The organism is Euzebyella saccharophila (assembly GCF_014855495.1).
In the GTDB taxonomy this organism is placed as follows: domain Bacteria; phylum Bacteroidota; class Bacteroidia; order Flavobacteriales; family Flavobacteriaceae; genus Euzebyella; species Euzebyella saccharophila.
Window position 1 is genome coordinate 27224 of record NZ_JACYFJ010000003.1, and the last position, 19959, is coordinate 47182.

At 39.5% G+C, this 19959-nt stretch carries 14 protein-coding genes; 1 reads left to right on the forward strand and 13 read right to left on the reverse strand.

Annotation, left to right across the window (positions count from 1 at the left end; translation table 11 throughout):
- Window positions 1-7: 7 nt before the first annotated feature.
- Window positions 8-1567, forward strand: coding sequence for a SusD/RagB family nutrient-binding outer membrane lipoprotein (locus IL355_RS10850; protein WP_225621203.1), 1560 nt, complete (start codon window positions 8-10; stop codon window positions 1565-1567).
- A 132-nt stretch (window positions 1568-1699) separates the two neighbouring features.
- Here the strand turns inward: IL355_RS10850 and IL355_RS10855 are convergent, their stop codons facing one another.
- The 13 genes from IL355_RS10855 to IL355_RS10910 all read right to left on the reverse strand — a co-directional run bounded on the left by IL355_RS10855 (window position 1700) and on the right by IL355_RS10910 (window position 19424).
- Window positions 1700-2554 (reverse strand): helix-turn-helix domain-containing protein, encoded by an 855-nt coding sequence (locus tag IL355_RS10855; RefSeq protein WP_192462154.1) that lies wholly within the window; start codon window positions 2552-2554, stop codon window positions 1700-1702.
- Window positions 2555-2838: 284 nt separating this feature from the next.
- Window positions 2839-5547 (reverse strand): alpha/beta hydrolase-fold protein, encoded by a 2709-nt coding sequence (locus IL355_RS10860; RefSeq protein ID WP_192462155.1) that lies wholly within the window; start codon window positions 5545-5547, stop codon window positions 2839-2841.
- A 22-nt stretch (window positions 5548-5569) separates the two neighbouring features.
- Entirely contained in the window at window positions 5570-6649 is a 1080-nt protein-coding gene (locus IL355_RS10865; protein ID WP_192462156.1) for an esterase, read from the reverse strand.
- A gap of 5 nt (window positions 6650-6654) precedes the next feature.
- Complete coding sequence (locus tag IL355_RS10870; protein WP_192462157.1) at window positions 6655-7806, reverse strand: esterase; 1152 nt, start codon at window positions 7804-7806, stop codon at window positions 6655-6657.
- Between the two features lie 19 nt (window positions 7807-7825).
- A complete protein-coding gene (locus tag IL355_RS10875; RefSeq protein WP_192462158.1) occupies window positions 7826-8716 on the reverse strand; it encodes an alpha/beta hydrolase in 891 nt (296 codons plus the stop codon).
- A gap of 65 nt (window positions 8717-8781) precedes the next feature.
- Window positions 8782-10470, reverse strand: a complete 1689-nt coding sequence (locus IL355_RS10880) for a glycoside hydrolase family 43 protein (RefSeq protein WP_225621223.1) — start codon at window positions 10468-10470, stop codon at window positions 8782-8784.
- Window positions 10471-10564: 94 nt separating this feature from the next.
- A complete protein-coding gene (locus IL355_RS10885; protein ID WP_225621204.1) occupies window positions 10565-11431 on the reverse strand; it encodes an alpha/beta hydrolase-fold protein in 867 nt (288 codons plus the stop codon).
- Window positions 11432-11500: 69 nt separating this feature from the next.
- Window positions 11501-11761 (reverse strand): hypothetical protein, encoded by a 261-nt coding sequence (locus tag IL355_RS19205; RefSeq protein WP_225621205.1) that lies wholly within the window; start codon window positions 11759-11761, stop codon window positions 11501-11503.
- A 33-nt stretch (window positions 11762-11794) separates the two neighbouring features.
- Window positions 11795-12946 (reverse strand): alpha/beta hydrolase-fold protein, encoded by a 1152-nt coding sequence (locus IL355_RS10890; protein ID WP_192462160.1) that lies wholly within the window; start codon window positions 12944-12946, stop codon window positions 11795-11797.
- 15 nt (window positions 12947-12961) lie between these two features.
- Window positions 12962-14065: an alpha/beta hydrolase-fold protein gene (locus tag IL355_RS10895; protein ID WP_192462161.1), complete on the reverse strand. Its 1104-nt coding sequence runs from the start codon at window positions 14063-14065 to the stop codon at window positions 12962-12964.
- 19 nt (window positions 14066-14084) lie between these two features.
- Window positions 14085-15653, reverse strand: coding sequence for a glycoside hydrolase family 43 protein (locus IL355_RS10900; RefSeq protein WP_192462162.1), 1569 nt, complete (start codon window positions 15651-15653; stop codon window positions 14085-14087).
- A complete protein-coding gene (locus tag IL355_RS10905; RefSeq protein ID WP_192462163.1) occupies window positions 15650-18121 on the reverse strand; it encodes a glycoside hydrolase family 95 protein in 2472 nt (823 codons plus the stop codon). Before IL355_RS10905 ends, IL355_RS10900 begins: the two co-directional genes overlap by 4 nt.
- Window positions 18122-18689: 568 nt before the next feature.
- Complete coding sequence (locus IL355_RS10910) at window positions 18690-19424, reverse strand: NUDIX hydrolase (protein WP_192462164.1); 735 nt, start codon at window positions 19422-19424, stop codon at window positions 18690-18692.
- Between the last annotated feature and the right edge of the window lie 535 nt (window positions 19425-19959).

Genomic DNA, 19959 nt, shown 5'->3' on the forward strand with positions numbered 1-19959 from the left:
AATAAAAATGACAAAATATATAATTCCATTAGCATTTATCTGTCTGCTTATAAGCGGATGTGATGAAGATTTCGTTGAAGTAAACACGAACCCTTATGCGGTAACAGAAGTTGACCCGGCACTATTGTTTGCAGGCGCTCAAAGAAGTCATATAGGTAACTGGACAGCCGAACATACGATAGTGCAACAGTTCGTAAACCCCTATAACCAAGGTGCCACATTAGGCTTTAATTTTAATGAGGATATCGACGGAGTCAATAATCCAAAATGGAACGAATCATACCCTTCAGTGATAAGAAACTTGGTTCAAGCCATGAACTTATTGGGTGAAGATACCGACCGAACCAATCTTCTAAGCATGATTCGCATTTGGAAAGCCCAAGTTTTTATGGGTTTGGTAGACACATACGGAGATGTACCTTATTTTGATGCCGGTAAAGCCGTAAGTGACATTACATATTTTCCAACCTATGATAGCGATCAGGCCATTTATGAAGATTTATATAAAGAACTATCAACTGCCATAGGCGCACTCAACCCGAATGGAGACTATGTAGCCGATGACCTTTTTTACGGAAGTAGTAGTGAGAACCCAACAAGTTCAGCTTCGGCTCAAGTTGCCAAATGGCAGAAATTAGGTAACTCATTACTATTGAGACTGGGTATGAGGTATACTAAAATAGACCCTGCCAAAGCAGAATCTATCGTTTCGGAAGCATTTTCTGGAGGGGTAATGACCTCAAATAGCGATAATGCCTATGTAAAGTATGATGGCAATACCTATGTTTGGGAAGATAATAATGTGCTTAGAGATTTTTCTTTCTTTAACTATGCTGCAGAACCTTTTGTCGATTATCTTAAAGAGACAGAAGATCCCAGGGCAAAATATATGATAGCTACTTACACCGATCCAGGTGCCGTTGCAAATGAAAGCTCCCCTGACACTACTTTAGAAAACCAATTTGGCGTTCCGGTGGGTGTTTCCGATGCTGAATTGTCAGATACTTCGTTGGGCTATAGAGGTACAAAAGGAGCCGGTCTTGACTATGCGCAACTTAATGTTTTTGCAGTAGCTTCTCCTGCGGCTCCAGCATTTTATGTGACCTATGCCCAAACCTCGTTATTATTGGCAGAGGCCGCTTTTCGAGGCTGGGTTTCGGGCAGTCCGCAAAGTTATTATGAAGAAGGAATCAGTGCTGATATGGAGATTTACGCCCTTTACCCGAATACCGAGCCAATACCCGCTGGAGAGGTTGACTCTTATCTAGAACAACCAGAGGTGGCCTATGACCCCGCCAACGCTCTAGAACTTATCAACACGCAGTATTGGGTCGTAAACTTTAGAAACGGAACCGAAGTTTTTGCCAATTTTAGAAGATCAGGCTTTCCTGATTTGAGCAGAAACGATTTTAATGACAATCTATTAGCCAATGGGGGTGATGGTTTTGCCCACAGAATGTCTTATCCTGATCGTGAAGGATCTGCAAACTCAGAGAGTTACGCCGCCGCGGTAGCTGCTATCGGAGGAGATAATTTGATTAATCGCGTTTTTTGGGACGTAGAATAGTAAAAAGTACTTGAAAATGTTAGTTTTTTTGTGTTAGCTATATTCATTTTACGGCCATATATCAGATAATATATGGCCGTTTCTTTTGTTGTAAAAAATGATTGAAGTGAGAAATAGAATATACCTTTATTTTCAGCTGGCCAACTTAACCAAAAGATGCTTTTTACGATACTCTCTTGGAGTTAGTTTATTTTTCTTTTTAAAGGCTACATTAAACCTACATATAGAGTTAAAACCCGATTGATATGCCACAGAGGTAATACTATCGTTTGAGACAGTCAACTTTCTCTCGGCAAATGAGATTCTTTGGGTAATGATATAATCAGAAATAGTCTTTCTAAATGCCTTCTTAAAGATAGAATTGGCATAATCTGGGTGAAGGCCGACTTCTTTTGCTACATGACTTACCCGTATCGAATCTGTAAAATTGGCAGCTATGAACATTGCCATACGTTCTACCAAATTTATATCTGCTGGTTGTGTATTCTTGAGGTTTATCTCGGAAGAAAAAGACTGAAGGGCAAATCTTTTTATATAGGCCCCAATTTCTAAGCTACAAGCACTACTCAATTGTGATTCGTTTTGCTTTAATTCTTTTGACCACTTTTTGAACCGTTTTTTTTCGAACTTAATGTCTTTTGGGGCTGCAATACTAATAAACTCACCATCAAACATGGCATCAAGAAAATCTTTTGGTAATTTCCATTCGTCAAGTATGGAGAATGGAACTGTTACTACAAAATAAGGATCTTCTCCCAAGTAATTGACCACTTGATGCGGCATTAAACCCCAAAAAGCAACAATTGAACCTTTAGGTATTTGATATTCATTATTACCTATTAAATAGGTAAGAGAACAATCTGGCAGAAAATTTATTTCTAACTCATTATGGCGTTCTTGTTTAGCCATCACTTGCGGCTGAAATAATTCACAGGTTAGGCCATATGGCTCTAAATCTTTTCTATGTTCATCAAATCTAATCGACATTTTAGAAAATTATGGTGCTTACTTATAAAATAATTACCGTGGTCAGATCACTATAAAGACACTGTAAAGATTTTTAAAGTAACTCGAACAAGAATAAAGTGTAAATATTACATTTGTAATTTAAGATTTATTTAATAAATATGCAAATGGTAATCTATTAGAGTAGAATTAGGCCACTACTGTTGTCTGTAAAGTAAAAAATGAATTCTCTTCTAAACTATGCTTGACCATAGGTTCGCAAAACATCTCGCAAACTTTGTCTATCTATAGACTTATATATTAATTTACTTTTCTGAATTGAAGATTATCTGAGCAAATTTATGTATATCATGCCGCCAAACTGGCCATGTATGACCACCAGGGTATTCGCTGTAATCATAATTAATACCCATTTCATCAAACTTTTTCATCATCACTTGGCAATTTTCAAAAGCTATATCGGTTTCACCACCCATTGATATGAAGAAGTTTTCCAGATTATTGTTTATGGTATCTACATTCTCCTTCATATAATCATATTGTGGTTTGGAAAGCTTTTCATTATTGGCAAACCAACCCGAACTAAATACGCCTAAGTAAGCAAACTTATCGGTGTGGTGAACCCCTGCATGTAAGGTCTGTAGGCCTCCCATTGACAACCCTGCCAATGCCCTGTTCTTAGCATCTGCCTTGACCTTGTATTTGCTTTCTACAAAAGGAATGACACCTTTTAAAAGTTCATTTTCAAATGCTACAAAGCCATCACTATTGAATCCTGAACTGGGTACGTTACCATCTATCATGGCAATAATCATGGGTTTTGCCTTATTATCGGCAAGAAGATTGTCCATTATAAAATTTGTCTTACCCTGTTGCGCCCAACCTCGTTGGTCTTCACCGCCTCCATGTAAAAGGTACAAGACAGGATATGATTCTTCTGACTCATCGTAACCGGGTGGGGTGTACACGTACATTTGACGCCATGACTGCGTCGCTTGCGAAAAATATTCGTTGACCCTTAAATCGCCATGAGGTACATTGGTCTTGGCATAATAACCATCTCCTTTAAAGGGAATTTCGATGCCGCTGGCCATTCGCCCCATACCATAAAACGATTCGCTTGCAGGGTCTGCAACGGCAACACCATCTATGACCAACGAATAATAATGAAACCCTTCACCAATGGAGTCAGTGGTTACCGACCAATACCCTTCTTCATCAAAATCCATATCATACTCTTGGCCCAAATCAATCTGAACGGTCTTGGCGTTTGGTGCCTTGGTCTTGAAAATGACGCGGCTATCGGGCAATATTTGAGGGTATTGCGACCTTCTGATATTTGTACTAGCGGGCGTACCCAACACACTGTATTTATCAAATTTGCCTTTATTCACCGGTTTAAAAAGCAATTGCGAAAACATGTACAGATCGTTCTTCCATACCTCAAAGTCGTGACCTCCCGGTTCTATATAAAAAACATGGGACACTTCATTGTCTCTAAAATAATCGCTTGTCCTTTTACTGAACGGCATAAGGCCATCTTTGTCCCCGCAAGAAATCCAAAGTAGTTTTATTTGTTCTTTGGCTTTGGCGGGGTCTATCAATAATTTCTCGGGGGCCATGGTGTTGGGCGCAGAAGAAAATCCGCCTATCCAAGCAAATTTATCCAAATTGGTAAGGCCAAAGTTCAACGATTGACCACCACCCATGGATAGGCCGGCCAAAGCCCTATGTTCCCTATCCTTATAAACTTCAAAATTCTTTTCTACATACGGAATGAGATCGTTTAGCAGATCCTTTTCAAAATTGGCAAAAGCCGCTACTTTATCGCCCGAGAAGACATTGCCTTCGGCCCTATCGTTTTTCATTGCCCTACCATTGGGCAAAATCACTATCATGGGCTCTAATTTACCTTCGGCATATAGATTGTCAAGTATAACCTGCGGCGTACCTTGGTTATACCACTCTTTTTCATCGCCACCGATACCATGAAGCAAATACAGTACAGGATACCTTTTACTTTTATTGAAACCTGGTGGGGTGTACACCAAAGCTTTTCTTGTTGTGCCCACAGTTTTTGACTTGTAGGTTATACTATCAATTTTTCCTTTTTTGATTTGTGCTTTTGGCACATCAAAACCTACTGGGGCGTGCTTGACCATTACAGGATCGTTCGCCCTGTTCCTCATTAAATTGAACACCTTGGTCGCATATCTTTTTCCTAAAATTCGGTATCCCTCGGCATTAAAATGAAGGTTGTCCTTAGCATCCGGAACACCTTTAGAAGATACAATGTGAGCATTGGGCATGGTCTCTGGCAAGGTGGCAATAATAGCATTCATGCTGCCGCAAACCCCACCTTGGTCGGTATGTACCACTTCACCCGCAAACAATGGAGTTTCTTTGGCGTTCAAACCTAAATCTTTGATCAGGTTGTCATAAACAATTTTCACCTTTTTGGGCCACAACGAATCACCTGTGTTCGATTCACCCTGATGCAATAAAATACCCTTGATCACACCATCTTTTTGAGCTACTTTGGCCAAATCTACCAATCGTTGATACGGATTGTTATCGTATTCTTTAGCCATGTTTTTTAACCAATCGGGGGCCGTTAATAGGTATTCTTTGGTCTTATCTTTATCAAACAGTTCTATTTTACATCCGCCAACGGCGACATTGATTACCCCAACTGTTATGCTGTCCGGTAATTTTTCAACCATCGCCCTGCCAAAATAATCGGTCGGTGTCAATCCGGTTTTGCAACGACTAAGGGGTGGCACTGCCGTGTACCATTTACCCATTTCTCTATTGAGGTCCGGACAATCTAGGGCCTGTAGTACTTTAAAACGCTCATTGACGTTAACGGTGTCTTGTGCCTCAATTCTAGCGTTTCCTTCCATATTCGATTGACCAAAGCTCAAATAAATATGAAAGTTTGAATTTTGGGAATACAATGTATTTACAACCAAAAAAAGGAAAGTATATACATGAAAGCGAATTAGTTTTTTCATTTGGTTTTCGTTTTACTAATTTTTATTTAAAGACTCTTTGAAGTGATTGAGTTAAATACAATTTACAGTTCATCCAAGTATGGCCACCCGAAACAAAAATAGGCTCCACATCAATTTTCTTTTCTTTGAACATGGCTAAGTTGCCTTTAACGCTTTCATAGAGAAAGTCATCTTTACCAATACTGATGGTGAACAGTTTTAATTGCTCGTTTATTTTTTCTGCATCTGGGTTCCAGTTTGTAAAGTTTTGCGCAAATTCCCGTGTTGCAGTGTAAGGTGCATATGAGAATATATAAGAGAACTTGTCTGTGTTTGTAAGGCCAATGTTTAAAGTTTGGCCACCACCAACAGAGAATCCAGCAACTGCTCTATTTTCAGTGTCAGTATAAACAGGGTAATTACTTTCAATAAAAGGAATGATATCATTCATCACATCTTTAGTGAAATCTGGCATGGGCCCCGGACGAACATTCCCGTAAGGCATTACAATTAACATAGGAGTAGCTTTGCCATCGGCAATTAAATTATCAGCAATTAAATTGGCTTTTCCAACTTTAGTCCAAGTTTCTTCAGTATCCGAACCACCATGAATTAAATAAAGTACAGGATACTTTTTTGTTTTATCCTGCATATTGAAACCAGGAGGCGTATAAACCAATACTCTTCGTGTAGTTTCTAATGTTTTAGAATCATAGTATCGGTAAGTCACTTTACCATGCGGAACATCTCTAAGGGAGTGTGCCAAAGGTTTATTCCCCGGAACATCTACAATACTTCTTTTAAAACGCTCGTTGGCAAAAACGTAAGTGTTATTTGGGTCTGCAACTTCTATACCGTCAACTTTAAAGCTATACGGATAAATATCTGGAGTGACTTTTTTGATCGTTGTAGTCCATACACCTTGCTCATCTTTTTTCATGGCAATTTGTTCAGCAACAATTTCTGTACTTAACAAAACCTCTTTAGCATTAGGTGCAAAATACCTAAAGGTAACATTGTTGTTTTTATCAACATCAGGAGAACTTAACCTAGGGGCTCTCTGGGCGTTCACCATTTGAATCGAAATCAATAGTATGAAGACTGTATGTATAATTTTTTTCATGATGATTATTTAAAAAGTAATTGAGCAGATTCGGTTACAAATTTCTTTACGTTCATCCAAGTATGACCGCCAGAAGTGACAAGTCCTTGAAACTTGATATTATGCTCATCCATATACTTCATATAATCCATTACTGGTCTATACATAAAATCTGAATTACCAACACTCACCCAATTCAATTTTAGCATTTTATTGGTTTGTTCTGGGTTGCTACTTACGGAAAAAAAATCGGTATCCATATCCTCTGGGGAAGATGAAGCAGCATAGGAACAAACCCAAGCAAAGGTGTCCATATTGCCATAAGCTATTCTTAGTGTTTGTCCGCCACCTCTTGAAAAACCGGCAATGGCTCTGCTTTCTCTGTCTTTAATGGCTCTATAATTAGATTCAATGTAGGGGATGATATTTTTAATCAAATCGTTCTCTATCTGTTTCATTCTTGCGTTTGAAGCTTCACTATCGCGAGGCGGATCTTGTGGTTTTACGTCTCCAGTTTGTTCAGCAATTCTAGCTGCCGTATTACCGTAAGGCATTACAACTATCATAGGTTCGGCAAGACCTTCTGCAATAAGGTTATCTAAAATGAAATTGGTTCTACCAACTTTATAAAAAGTTTCCTCTGTATCGGTAGTACCACTTATTAAATAAAACACAGGGTAATTTTTATCAGGTGATTCATCATACCCTGGTGGCGTATAAACTACCACGGAACCCGAAGAACCTTCCAAGGAAGGGTAATATTCGTAAGTTACAGCACCGTGAGGCACATCCCTCAACTCATACATTCTCGGTTCATCGCCTGGCACCAATAAAATACTGCCTTTAAACCTTTCATTTGGAAAATAATCCACATTTCCGGGATCCATTACAGATGTACCATCTACAATAAAGTTATATGGATATATATCTGGTTGAATTGGGCCAACGGTAGTTCGCCAAATACCTTGGTCTCCTTTAGTCATTTCAACAGGTCTGCCACTTAAAAACTGTCCGCTCAATACTACTTTTTCAGCATTTGGAGCCAAGTACTCAAAAGTGACGGTTTTGTCATCATGCACCTGTGGCGAACGTACAAATGGACCTCTTGGAGGTTGCGCTTGCAACGTAAAAGCCAACGCCAACATAAAGGTGAAGATTAATAATTGTTTAGTTTTCATAGTTACTTATATAGTTAGTTTATTTCATCCAATCATTTCGCTTTAGCCATGCAAACAATGGGTCCATCCATCCTTGATGTCTAAATATAAATCCATGCCCGCCTTTGGGGTAAATATGTATTTCAGCATCTACTTTATGGTGCCGTAAACTTTCAAAATAAGAAATGCTGTTATCTACATCTACCGTAGTGTCATCGGCAGTATGTGTTAAATAGGCAGGAGGCGTATTTTCTTTTACTTGTTGTTCGTTTGAAAATAACGTTACATCGTCTTCTGAGGGTGTTTTTCCAATAAGCGCATCACGTGAACCGCCATGGGTTAAATCAGGAGTCATACTGATTACGGGATATACTAAAATTTGGAAATCGGGCCTTAAACTGGTATTATTTGGATTATCAATATAAGATGTTTCAAAATGGGTTGCTGCAGAGGAGGCCAGATGTCCACCAGCAGAAAAGCCCATAATACCAATTCTGGAAGCATCAATGCCCCATTTTTCAGCATTTTCACGCACCAATTTAATCGCTTGTTGGGCATCTTGAAGCGGACCAATTTTTCGGTCTTCCATAATGTCATCATTGGGCAAGCGATATTTCAATACAAATGCGGCAATACCCTGTTCAGCCAAAGATTTGGCATTGCCCACACCTTCACCTTGATAAACAACAACGCTATAACCACCTCCCGGCACTAGGATGATAGCAGTTCCATTGGCTTTTTCTGGATTTGGTTTAAAATACTCTAATGTTGGATTCGTGACATCTCGATACATACCTTCTCCAGATTCCTTTATTTCCGATGGTTTTGAATTTGGAATTTCTGAAGAATATAGATTTATTATTTCCTGAGCATTTATAGAGGAAAATGATACTATGAATAAAACTATATGGTAAAAAATATTTTTTTTCATTGATCGGATTTTAATTTTACGACTGCTTTTACAGGAGTTTTAATCACTAAAAGCCTTTTATTTTTCTATTTAGGCGAGGCATCATTTGTCGTAGTAGCATAAAGCCCTAATAAACATCCTGTAAAACCACCTGCCACATCGGTTGACAAAATGTCGCCCGATACAGTGCCACCCAAAGGCTCAAAATCTGCTCCGTTCAAAGCGAATTGAAACTCATATTTATCGCCATTGGCAACAATTTTTAAATCAATCGAATTGTTCCAGTCAATTTTTTGTGCTGCCAGAATTTCAGATTTTAATTCGGCCCGTCTGTTGGGCTTATAGTTCTTTTCAAGAATCACATAGTAGTCCTTATCTTTTTTGGTCACCCCAAAAACGTAGTTTGAATTTTCATTTTGATAAGCCGTAACTCCAGCCAGATCTTTTTCGGACTTTGGCTTGTAGTTCATGGTGGTGGTAAAAGAAAAACTGTTGTGCTGTTGGCGGTAAAAAAGTGTGGAAGTGGGCTTCAGTTCTTTTATTTGGGTTTCAAACGGGGTTATCTGCATACCATTTTTTACCTTTTTCATAAAAGCTTCCCTGGGCCCACGTAAACCAATCCATCTAAAATCTAGGTTATCACTTGTAAAATTTTCGGTGTAGGTAAAATTGCCGTTGGGAACAAACCCATCTTTGCCGGTATTGTTGGTGATACCTTCGGGCATTTTCAATTTAGGCTCCATAGGAACCAACCCATTTTCAAAAACGGGAAATTCTCCGGACCAATCCACAGGAAGAATAAAAGTCTCACGCCCCGTATTCACCCTATTTTCTTCGTTGGGCCTAACGGCAAGAAACACACCGTAATACTTTTCATCAGGACCTTGAACCAAATCTGCATGACCGGCCCAATCTACTTTGTTTTCCCTGTCTTTTGGAAAATAACGTTGCGTTAGAATAGGGTTGCTGGGTGCCGGCACATAAGGCCCCTTTGGGTTGTCGCTCTTAAAGATAACCTCGCTGTGCCAGCCACCGGTGCCGCCTTCGGCACACATTAAATAATAACTACCATCTTTTTTATAGATATGTGGCGCTTCGATCCAAATAGGCTTTTCGGTAATATCAACACCTCCATCCACTATAATTATATCCGTGCCCTCTATGACCTTGTCATTTTCTACATCATATTCCCAAATCTTTATCACACGATGACCGTTGTACTGTTCTTTGCCCCTGTCCGGTGCATCGTTGTGGACAATATAACCTTTACCATCCTCATCAAAGAAAATGGAAGGGTCAATTCCGCCAAAACCAAGTTTAATGGGACTGCCCCATCCTTTCATCGGATCTTTTGTTTTCACAATGATATTTCCCAGTCCGCCAGAAAAGGCAGTAACAATCATATAAAAGGTATCATTATGGGGATTGTATGTTATCCCAGGGGCATAAACACCTTGACTAATACCAGTATCATGAGGGTTGAACTCGGTAATATCATCTAAAACACCCCCTAAATCTGTCCAATTAACTAAATCTTTTGAATGGAAAATGGGTACTCCGGGAAACATGGCAAACGAGGAGCAAACCATATAATAGTCATCTCCTTTTCTTGTGATGGCCGGGTCAGGATAACATCCTTGTAAAATAGGATTGTAAAACTCGTTTTCTTCTAGTGGATTGTCGTTGTACCAAGCATCGTTTCCTTGGTAAGTTACCTCGGAAAAAACAGGTTGGTTAGTAGCTTTTTGGGCATTTAAACGGGCAGAAAACCCCATTATACTGGCTACGACAATTCCAGTTATTATATATTGCTTAAGTCTTTTAGTATTATTGAGCATGATAGAGATTATTTGAATTGAGAATTTGTTTTTAGTTGTTTTTCCAAAGGTTCGGCAAGAACCTGTAATATAAAAGATGTCGCCATGTAGACCAATCGTGTCCGCCTTTGCCGCCCTCGTAATATTCGTGTTCTATATTATGTTTTTTTAATGCCTCAACAAGGCCTTGAACCCTTGCGTTGAAAAAACCTTCTGCTTCCTTGGTTCCTTGACCAACAAAAAGATAATCGACCTTATCATTAACCTTAGGGTCGTTCAAGAAATGTGATAGGGTTTCTTCCGGTTTTGTATCACCGGCACTCAGAATACCAAAATTGGCAAAGATGTCCAAAGACCTAAACCCAATGAACATACTGTGCCGACCACCCATTGACAATCCGGAAATGGCTCTTCCTTTAGGGGATTTTATCGTACTGTAACTCTCATCAACTACTGGAATGATATGGTTTCTTAGCTCCTTTTCGAAAATATCAAAGGTCAATTGCGCATGCTCAGGATGATTTCTATGGATGATCTGATTGTTGGGTATAGCAATGATCATTGGTTTGGCCTTACCCTCTGCCAAAAGATTGTCCATAATAAAGTTCGCACGACCATCGTACACCCAATTTGATGGCAATTCACCACTACCGCCTAATAGGTACAATACAGGATATTCTTTAGCTGCATCGTAACCGGGTGGGGTATAAACATAAAGTTCTCGTTCACCATTGGTCACATCAGAGTGGTACACGTGACGGGTAACGTTGCCGTGCGGTACGTTCTTTGCATCGTAATACGAAGGTCCATCACCATGAATAACCAAATTGCTGTACGGCGGCATGGCGGTAAAAGCCGCTTGGGTATTGTTGGGGTCGGCTATTTGTGCACCGTCTATCCTAAAATGATACGAATACATGTCTACAGGAAGTGGGCCAATGGTCAAGGACCAGACCCCATCATCACCTTTGGTGAAGGGTATTGCCTCTCAGCCTTTTCCCAAAGCAGTATTAATGGCACCGGGATTCAACTCCACATTTTTTGCATCGGGAGCCTTTACACGAAAAGTAACTGTTTGATCGTCGTGCACTTCGGGTGAGTTAACCGCTGCACTAAAAGGTGTGAGCCCTTCAGTATCTTTTTGAGGATTATATTCTAGGTTTACATTGGCCTGCTGACCAAAACAAAAAGCTGCCCCTAACAGCAAGGCAAAGGCAAATGGTATGGTATTTAATCGGATGGAATACATATCTTAATATTTTTGACCCTTAATTGGGTTGGATTAATTTTTGAAAAGTAATTGAGCATATTCATAAAGGCTTCTTCTCCAAGTCAACCACTCGTGTGCCGTTCCATCAGATTCGTAGTAAACGTGTTGAATATCTTGGTCATTCAACATTTGTCTAAACGCGCCAACAGATTCTGGAAAAGGGTCGGGTTCTTTAGTGCCAAGGCCTAACCAAAACACCTTTATTTTTTCATCTATGGCGTTACCATCATCAAAAGCTCCGTTTAAAAACGTTTTTGTATCTATTTTATCGCTTTTGGGATAATTCGAAGTTCCGCTAAAACCACCATAAAAAGCGAACTTGTCTAAATGGTTCATAAGAATACGCATGGTCTGGTTCGCTCCCATCGAGAGCCCTGCAATGGCTCTGTTCTCCCTATCTGATTTCGTACGGTACGCTTCATCAATCATAGGAATCACCTCATTGACCAAGACCTCCTCAAAAGCAGATGGTGGCCTGCCTCCTTTATTTACATCTTCAGGTCGATAGGCGTACCCATTATCCATTACAATAATCATGGGCACCGCTTTTTTCGAAGCTATCAGGTTATCTAGAGTAAGGTTGGCCTTGCCTTGAGACGCCCACCCAGTTTGATCTTCAAAACTGCCGTGTTGAAGGTACAATACCGGATATCGGGTACCATCAGCTTTACCGTAGTCGGGCGGAGTGTAGACAAAACACCTTCGCCACGCTTGGGTAATATTTGAGAAATAAAGCTTTTCAGATACGGTACCATGTGGAACATCTTTCAGTTCAAATTTTTCGCTATCAGATGCCGGTATTTCTATACCGCTTCCCCAGCGGCCAGCGCCATAATAATACTTCGTGCCCGGATCGGGAACCAAGGCACCGTCTACGTTCAATTGGTAATAATGAAAACCTTCATCTTGTGGAGCTGACTCTCCTACCCAAAACCCATTGGTGTTTTTGGTCATCTCATATTGGACTCCACCAATATCCAACTGTACTTTTTGGGCTTCTGGAGCCGATATACTGGCCCGCACCCTACCTTCTGAATTAACTTTGGGGTATTCTCTACCGGGTTGATTGGTTTCTGAAGGCTTAAAGTCTTCAACAGGATTTACCTGTGCAAAACCAATGAAGCCCATCAAGAAGATTACCCCAATTGCTAATAGATTCTTCATCTTAAGATCGTTCTATTAAAATAGAAGTGGGGCCAACTCATACAGACTACGTCTCCATGTTTGAAATTCGTGGGCCGTGCCTTCCGAAATATATCCAACAGCGTTGTAACCAGCACTCTTTAAAGCTGCTACGGATTCTTTTATTCTTTCTGGACTTTCTTTGCTTCCACAGCTCAAGAAAACCAACTTAACATCCTCTTTTTTGATATCATCAGGACTATACACACCACCACTTAACAAAGCATAGTGAGAAAAAACTCCAGGTTTGTTCATAGTAATGGTTCTGGTTTCCATACCTCCCATTGAAAGTCCTCCCATAGCACGATGATTCTCATCGGCTACTGTTCTAAAATTCTGGTCAACGTAAGGAATCAACTCATCTACCAAGACCGTTTGAAAAGGTTTAATGTCAAAATTTCTCAGTCCACCAAATTTGATTTCGTTGGTCATACCATAGGTCATCACAATTAAAAAGGGCTTTGTTTTACCTTCGGCAATAAGATTGTCCATAATCAAATTAGCGTGACCTTGGTTGCTCCATGCGGTTTCATCTTCGCCCCAACCATGTTGTAGATAAAGCACAGGGTATCTTTTTGACTGGTCTTTATGATAGCCCGGGGGGGTATATACAAATGCCCTTCTAGAGGTATTGGTGCTCGGTGACGGAAACAAAATTTGCTCCACTTTACCATGTGGCACATCTTTTAACGCATAGAACTCTTGATCGTGGGCAGGAATTTCGATACCACTTTCCCAACGTACTGATCCGTAATAGTTCTTGGCCCCAGGATCGTTGAAAGTACCGCCATCTACATCAACGTGGTAGTAATGAAAGCCTTCATCCATAGGCCCTTCGGTAGTACCCATCCAAAAGCCATCTTCGCCTTTTTCCAATTTGGTGCCTCCCCGGCCACCCAAGCCTAAACTGACCCGAACACTGTCCGCAGCAGGTGCCTCAATTCTAAATCGTGCATAGCCTTGAGAATTCACTTGAGGATATTCCTTGCCCGGTTGGTTTTTCGTAGAAGGTTTGAAATCCTCTTTTATTTTTTTACTATCACTTTGGGCCGCCCCAACTACGCAACACGTAAAGGCGAGCGCCATTAATTTAATTTTCATTCGAATTTGTTTTTAGTTGTTATTGAGTTTTATTGTTGACTATTTTGAAAAAATCAAAATCTATGAAGCCTCCTGTTATTTTTGTAGCATAATTGAATAGTCCAAAACGATACCCCATAAAGTGTGGTAGGGTATAACTCATATGAAGAGTGCCGCCAATTTTTGACCAGTCTTTTCCGTTTAGACTGTAGTAAAATAAAGCTTCGTCCTTTTTATCGGTAAAGTCACACTCGGCTTTTAGGTAAATTTTCTCTTGATTAAGGGGCAATGAAGCTACAACTGTTTCGCCTGTATCCTCTTGTCCCGTGACCATAATAATTTTGTGTTGCCCATCATCTTTTGATACACCTACCCATCCGTAATTTTTTTGTAAAAGAACCAAACCTGCGCGGTCTCCTTCTTTCATTTCGGAAATATCCAAAGCTGTACTGCCCGAACATTTGGGCCCAATGGTACGTTGTGTCAAGGTGTTTTTAGTTTTGACCACAGTGCTATCAAGCCTGCCGTTAGTAAGTCGTAGGTATCCGTGCCGGTCTTTAAGTGACCAAAATTTCTTTTCTGGGTTATGGTTCCATTGCCATGCTAACGGTAGGGTTTCGTCTCCCTTTTTTCTATTGAAGTCGTCTGGGGTAACTATACCTAATAATCCTTTGCTTCCAGGTAAGTCCAAGGTGTCTGGCACTTTTACGTCTATACCGATAACTGGCCAACCGTCTTTCCAAGTTACCGGTGCCAGATATGGAATGCGCCCCACCGAACCATAATCTCTAAATAAATAGGCGTACCAATGGCCATCTGGCGTATCAATTACCCCCCCTTGAGCAATGCCCCTGTCTTGTAGGGCTACCTTGCCCTCGTAAGGTCCGGTAATCTTATCTGAGCGATAGACCAATACTGTTCTCATTCCGTCTGTGGGCCAAGTAATATTGAATAAGTAATACTTTCCGTCAACCTTGAAAAGTTGAGATCCCTCGGCCCCCAACATTATATTATTACCTGCTGGTGCGCTGGCATTTTCTAACAAAACTTTTTCGCTTCCAGGTAGGACTCCAGAAAAGTCTGTTTCAAGTTCGGCTATCATCAATCTGCCATTGCCCCAAATCATATAGGTCTTTCCGTCATTATCAAAAAATACGCTCAAGTCATGATATGCGGGTTCAAAAGACTTTTCTTGCCAAGAACTATTTTCGATATCGTCAGTAATAAATACATGTGTCTTTCCAGTAGTGGCAGAAAACGTAAAAAGATAATACTTACCATTATGATAGCGCAGACAACTTGCCCACGAGCCCCTACCATAAGCTGTTTCTTGGTTTTCTAAATTTATAGCGTCGCTTTCTCCCAATCGGTCATACGCATAGTTTACAAGGTGCCAATTGACCAAATCGGTCGATTTCATAATAGGCACCCCTGGGCTCATATGCATTGTAGTACTACTCATATAGTAGTTCTCACCCACCCTTATCATTGACATATCGGGAACATCTGCAAATATCAACGGATTGGTTGCAACCAATTCTTGCGAATAAGACGTTTGCAAACTCGTCAAAAACAGTGCATAAAAAAGGTGGCGAAGCTCTATTTTCATTTACTCATTTTAAAGGTGTACGTTCTGCCTTTCGTGGTTTCTATATCGTAGAGAAAGGTCTCTGCCAATTGCAAGGGCTTTATTGTTGATTTACTTGAAATTAAGGCCTCAGCGGTCTTTGCGGTTTTAAAAAATGGATTCGGGTTCGCCCCTTCGCCTCTTTTCAAGGTATTATTTCCTATTACTTCTATAGTGTTGGGAACCCTTAAACGAAGATTGCCCCCAAGTTTGGACTTAATCGTGAAAACGACCAATTCTTTGTTTTTCCATTCCATGGCAACGAGCTCGAAACCACCCCTTGCCGTTAGTCCACCAACATACCCAGTATGTAGGGCATCAGGTACTGCAGGAAGCAAATGAACAGCCTCATCTGAACTTTGTAAAAGCATTTCTGAAATACCCGATGTACACCCAAAATTCCCATCAATCTGGAACGGCGGGTGAGCGTCGAATAGGTTGTTATAGGTGCCGCCACCACCACGATTGACGCCCACCGGTGTCAACTGGTCGGTAATCAACTTGTAGGCATGGTTACCATCTTGCATCTTGGCCCACCAATTCACTTTCCAACCCATACTCCATCCTGTGGATACATCTCCCCGTTGCAAGAGCGTATTTTTTGCTGCAGCAAATAATTGAGGTGTTCTATAGGGTGAAATCTGGTTAGAGGGGAAAAGACCATAAAGGTGCGAAATATGTCTGTGATTGTCTTCGGGTGAATCAACGTCGTCCAACCATTCCTGTAACTGATTGTGTTTGCCAATTTGCATTGGGGGTAATTGGTTTTTTAAAACCTTTAATGAATCAATGAAAGCATCATTATTGCCCAAAACTTCGGAGGCCTGAATGGCTGTGCTAAAAACGTCAAAAACCAACTGATTATCCATAGTCGAGCCAGCTGTAATCGAAGAACCTTCATGAGCTTCCGGTGCATTTTCGGGCGAGTTACCTGGCGCTACTACCAAATAGGGATAATAAGGGTGTTTTATCAAAAAATCAACATAAAATTCGGCCGCTCCCTTTAGAATATCGAAGTTGGATTTTAAGAAAGCCTTGTCACCAGTATAAAGATAATGCTCCCAAAGGTGCTGACTTACCCATGCGCCTCCACCATTCCAAATACCCCAAAAGGCCCCGTCAATCGGCCCCGTTATTCGCCATATATCGGTATTGTGATGTGCCATCCAGCCTCGTGCCCCATACATGGTTTTGGCCGTTTCCCTGCCTGTGCTCGAAAGGTCCTTTACCATGCTCAAAAATGGTTCGTGAAGCTCAGAAAGATTGGTGCGCTCGGCAGGCCAATAGTTCATTTCGGCATTAATATTTATGGTGTATTTACTGTCCCATGCCGGTTTCATACTACCGTTCCAAATACCTTGGAGATTTGCAGGTTGTCCACCCGGTTGCGAGGAGGAGATTAAAAGATACCTACCATAATGAAAATAAAGTGCCACAAAAGAAGGGTCTTCTGTGTTTCTAAAATTTGCCAATCTTTCATTGGTTGGTTTTTCCGCTGCTTTACTGGAACCTAAATCCAAGGCAACCCTGTGAAATAGTTTTTGGTATTCATTTATGTGCTCGGACTTAAGTTCTAAATACTCTTTATTTAATGCTTTATTCAAAAATTCTTTGGCCCGTTTGCGCTCATCAGCATTTAAATTCAAGTAATCTTCAAAATTGGACGCAATAGAAACGAACAATATTGCTTCATCCACCTTCTCTATTTTTATACCCTGTTCGGTTTGAACCGTGTTGCCATTGACCGTTTTCGTCGCTAAGAGTGCATTGAAGTCTACTTTTCCTTCCACACCTTCATGCGTACTTGTGGTCGCCCATAATGATAATTGGCCTTCCTTATTCACTTCTATTTTGTTATTGGCATGTTGTGAGGTGAAATTAGCTTCAAAGGATATACTGCCGGGTTTATCGGCACTTATTCTAATCACCAAAACCCTATTGGGCAAAGAGGTGAAGTATTCTCTTGTGTAAGTAACTCCATTAACTTTATACGATGTTTTACTTAGGGCACGGTCGATATCAAGTTCTCGATGATAATCTTGAAAATTCTCATGACCAGAAAAAGTAAGCTCTACATTACCAACAGGCTGAAACATTTGGCCATTTGATTTTTTGGTAATAATCTTTTCATTGGCCAGTTTTTCGGCAGCCTTGTATTTACCTTCAAAAATTAATTGACGTACTTGGGGTAATGCCGCTAATGCATCAGGATTGTCATTTCTGTTAGGGCTACCGCTCCAGACGGTATGCTCATTGAGCCCAATAATTTCCTTTTCAACATTGCCAAAAACCATAGCACCAATTTTACCGTTGCCTAAGGGCAAGGCATTTTCCCAGACATCACCAGATGGGGTGTTATACCATAGTTTTAGGTCTTGTTTTTCTTGTGAATAACATACGGTTAATGAAAAAAAAAGAACATATAAAATATAGACGAATCTCCTTGGCATTAAAAAAAAATTTAGTCAGTTAGTATAATCTATCAGTACGTTTATGAAATCATTACTCATTGTCTATGAGCAATTATTTCTTATTTTTTTCAAATAGCATTAGATATTTCGAAACAAAGAATTCAAAGTCTAGTTGTATTGATTTGATTTTGATAAAACCATAGATACCATAAACATCAATAATCACAAAATCAATAGTTAGCTATCACCTCGGGGAGGGAATACTTCTATCAAGCCCATATAAACCAGCAGACGCTAATATAAAAATTAAGTGTTATAAAAACACGTAAAAATTATAATTTTATTCCTAGAAAATTATGAAAATACAAATCGCCTATTTTTGTCTTACAAAAGATTGATTTGCCAGCTTATTGGAATAAAGGGAGACCACATAAGTTGCAAGGTCATATTATTGAAAAATGAGACAAGAAAAATTTTACAACTTAGGAGAAAATCTTGTAACCGGTCGCAGTCTTATAGTTATGGGAATAACCTAGACTAGCACGCACCTTTTGAATAGTTGAGAGGTAAAGCGAGGAGAAAAACGAAGGATTTTAAAAAAAATAAGCTATATTTTAAAATTAAAACCTTCTATTACTTTTTTCTCATATTTCTTTCTGTCAAATTGAAACAAATAAGACCCCTTTTTAGATGAAGTCATATCTTTTTCGTTTAATTTGTTCAATACATCTAAAGAATTTATCTTATTAATAAAATTTCTTTTATCGATTTTTTTATCAAGAATTGATTCATACAAATTTTGCAATTGTTTCATGCTAAATTTTTCAGGTAGCAAATCAAACCCGATTGGTTTGGTAAGAGCTCTTCTTCTAAGTCGTAAAACAGCCTTTTTCACCATTTCATCATGATCAAAAATAAGCTTTGGCGCTTTTTTCAAGTCAAACCACTTAGCACTTTCGACCTGAATACCTTCGTAATTATGTGATTCAACATCAATTAAAGCATAATAAGAAACAGAAATTGTTCGTTGACCCGGATCTCTGTCGATATTACTGTGAACGTAAAGCTGCTCCATGTAAATATCATTTAATCCAGTTAAAGTTTTTAGCACACGAGCGGCTGCTTCATCCAAATTCTCATCCTTTGAAAGAAAACCACCTATTAAAGACCATTTACCTATTTCGGGCTCAAAGTTTCTTTTTATCAGTAAAATTTTTAAGTTTTGACCGTTAAAACCAAAAATTATACAATCCGTAGCAATTAGTACTTGATCCTCTTTTTGATAATAATTAAGTCCCAAATCAATTTCTTTGCCAATAGATTTGTTTTTAGTGATATTCATTCGGTAATAATTTTAAATAGTTTGCTTCTACCCCAGTAACAAAATCCCCACTTGCATATTACGTGATAAACATTGTAAAGTGTTCCCCTATTAAAGTAAATTTAAAATAATCTATCAGTTTCAATTGTTCGTCAAGGCGCAAAAATAAGAAGCAAACGCCCTATAACAAAGTAAATTTTCGAGTTTAATCGTATAGAACTTGAAAGGAACAATTAGAGCAATTTCGATGAGACTTAAAAAATATTACAAATTCCTATATACTTATTAAGTAGTCGAATAAATGGCATCAAGCTAATGGGCATCACTAGAAATTATGAATAAACGAATTTTCATTTTAAGGTTTTTTTTGGGTATAGTCCTACGTTCCAACTCAGTCTAAAAACAATTTTCTAACATAAAATCATTCTGCTCAAGCCTTCACCTTTCCAATAAAGCCATACCTACGTATTAATCTTGCCGTTTACTTTTATTCTTTCACTCAATTTTACTTATTCGTATAGAAATCGTTACAAGCATTAATTTAAATGAGCTTTTG

Excerpts from the sequence above, each read along its gene's own strand:
- IL355_RS10880 (WP_225621223.1), bottom strand. The coding sequence starts at position 10,470 with ATGGGGTTTTCTGCCCGTTTAAATGCCCAAAAAGCTACTAACCAACCT.
- IL355_RS10870 (WP_192462157.1), bottom strand. The coding sequence starts at position 7,806 with ATGAAAACTAAACAATTATTAATCTTCACCTTTATGTTGGCGTTGGCT.
- IL355_RS10895 (WP_192462161.1), bottom strand. The coding sequence starts at position 14,065 with ATGAAAATTAAATTAATGGCGCTCGCCTTTACGTGTTGCGTAGTTGGG.
- IL355_RS19205 (WP_225621205.1), bottom strand. The coding sequence starts at position 11,761 with ATGTATTCCATCCGATTAAATACCATACCATTTGCCTTTGCCTTGCTG.
- IL355_RS10860 (WP_192462155.1), bottom strand. The coding sequence starts at position 5,547 with ATGAAAAAACTAATTCGCTTTCATGTATATACTTTCCTTTTTTTGGTT.
- IL355_RS10850 (WP_225621203.1), top strand. The coding sequence starts at position 8 with ATGACAAAATATATAATTCCATTAGCATTTATCTGTCTGCTTATAAGC.
- IL355_RS10865 (WP_192462156.1), bottom strand. The coding sequence starts at position 6,649 with ATGAAAAAAATTATACATACAGTCTTCATACTATTGATTTCGATTCAA.
- IL355_RS10855 (WP_192462154.1), bottom strand. The coding sequence starts at position 2,554 with ATGTCGATTAGATTTGATGAACATAGAAAAGATTTAGAGCCATATGGC.
- IL355_RS10910 (WP_192462164.1), bottom strand. The coding sequence starts at position 19,424 with ATGAATATCACTAAAAACAAATCTATTGGCAAAGAAATTGATTTGGGA.
- IL355_RS10905 (WP_192462163.1), bottom strand. The coding sequence starts at position 18,121 with ATGCCAAGGAGATTCGTCTATATTTTATATGTTCTTTTTTTTTCATTA.
- IL355_RS10900 (WP_192462162.1), bottom strand. The coding sequence starts at position 15,653 with ATGAAAATAGAGCTTCGCCACCTTTTTTATGCACTGTTTTTGACGAGT.
- IL355_RS10885 (WP_225621204.1), bottom strand. The coding sequence starts at position 11,431 with ATGTATTCGTATCATTTTAGGATAGACGGTGCACAAATAGCCGACCCC.
- IL355_RS10875 (WP_192462158.1), bottom strand. The coding sequence starts at position 8,716 with ATGAAAAAAAATATTTTTTACCATATAGTTTTATTCATAGTATCATTT.
- IL355_RS10890 (WP_192462160.1), bottom strand. The coding sequence starts at position 12,946 with ATGAAGAATCTATTAGCAATTGGGGTAATCTTCTTGATGGGCTTCATT.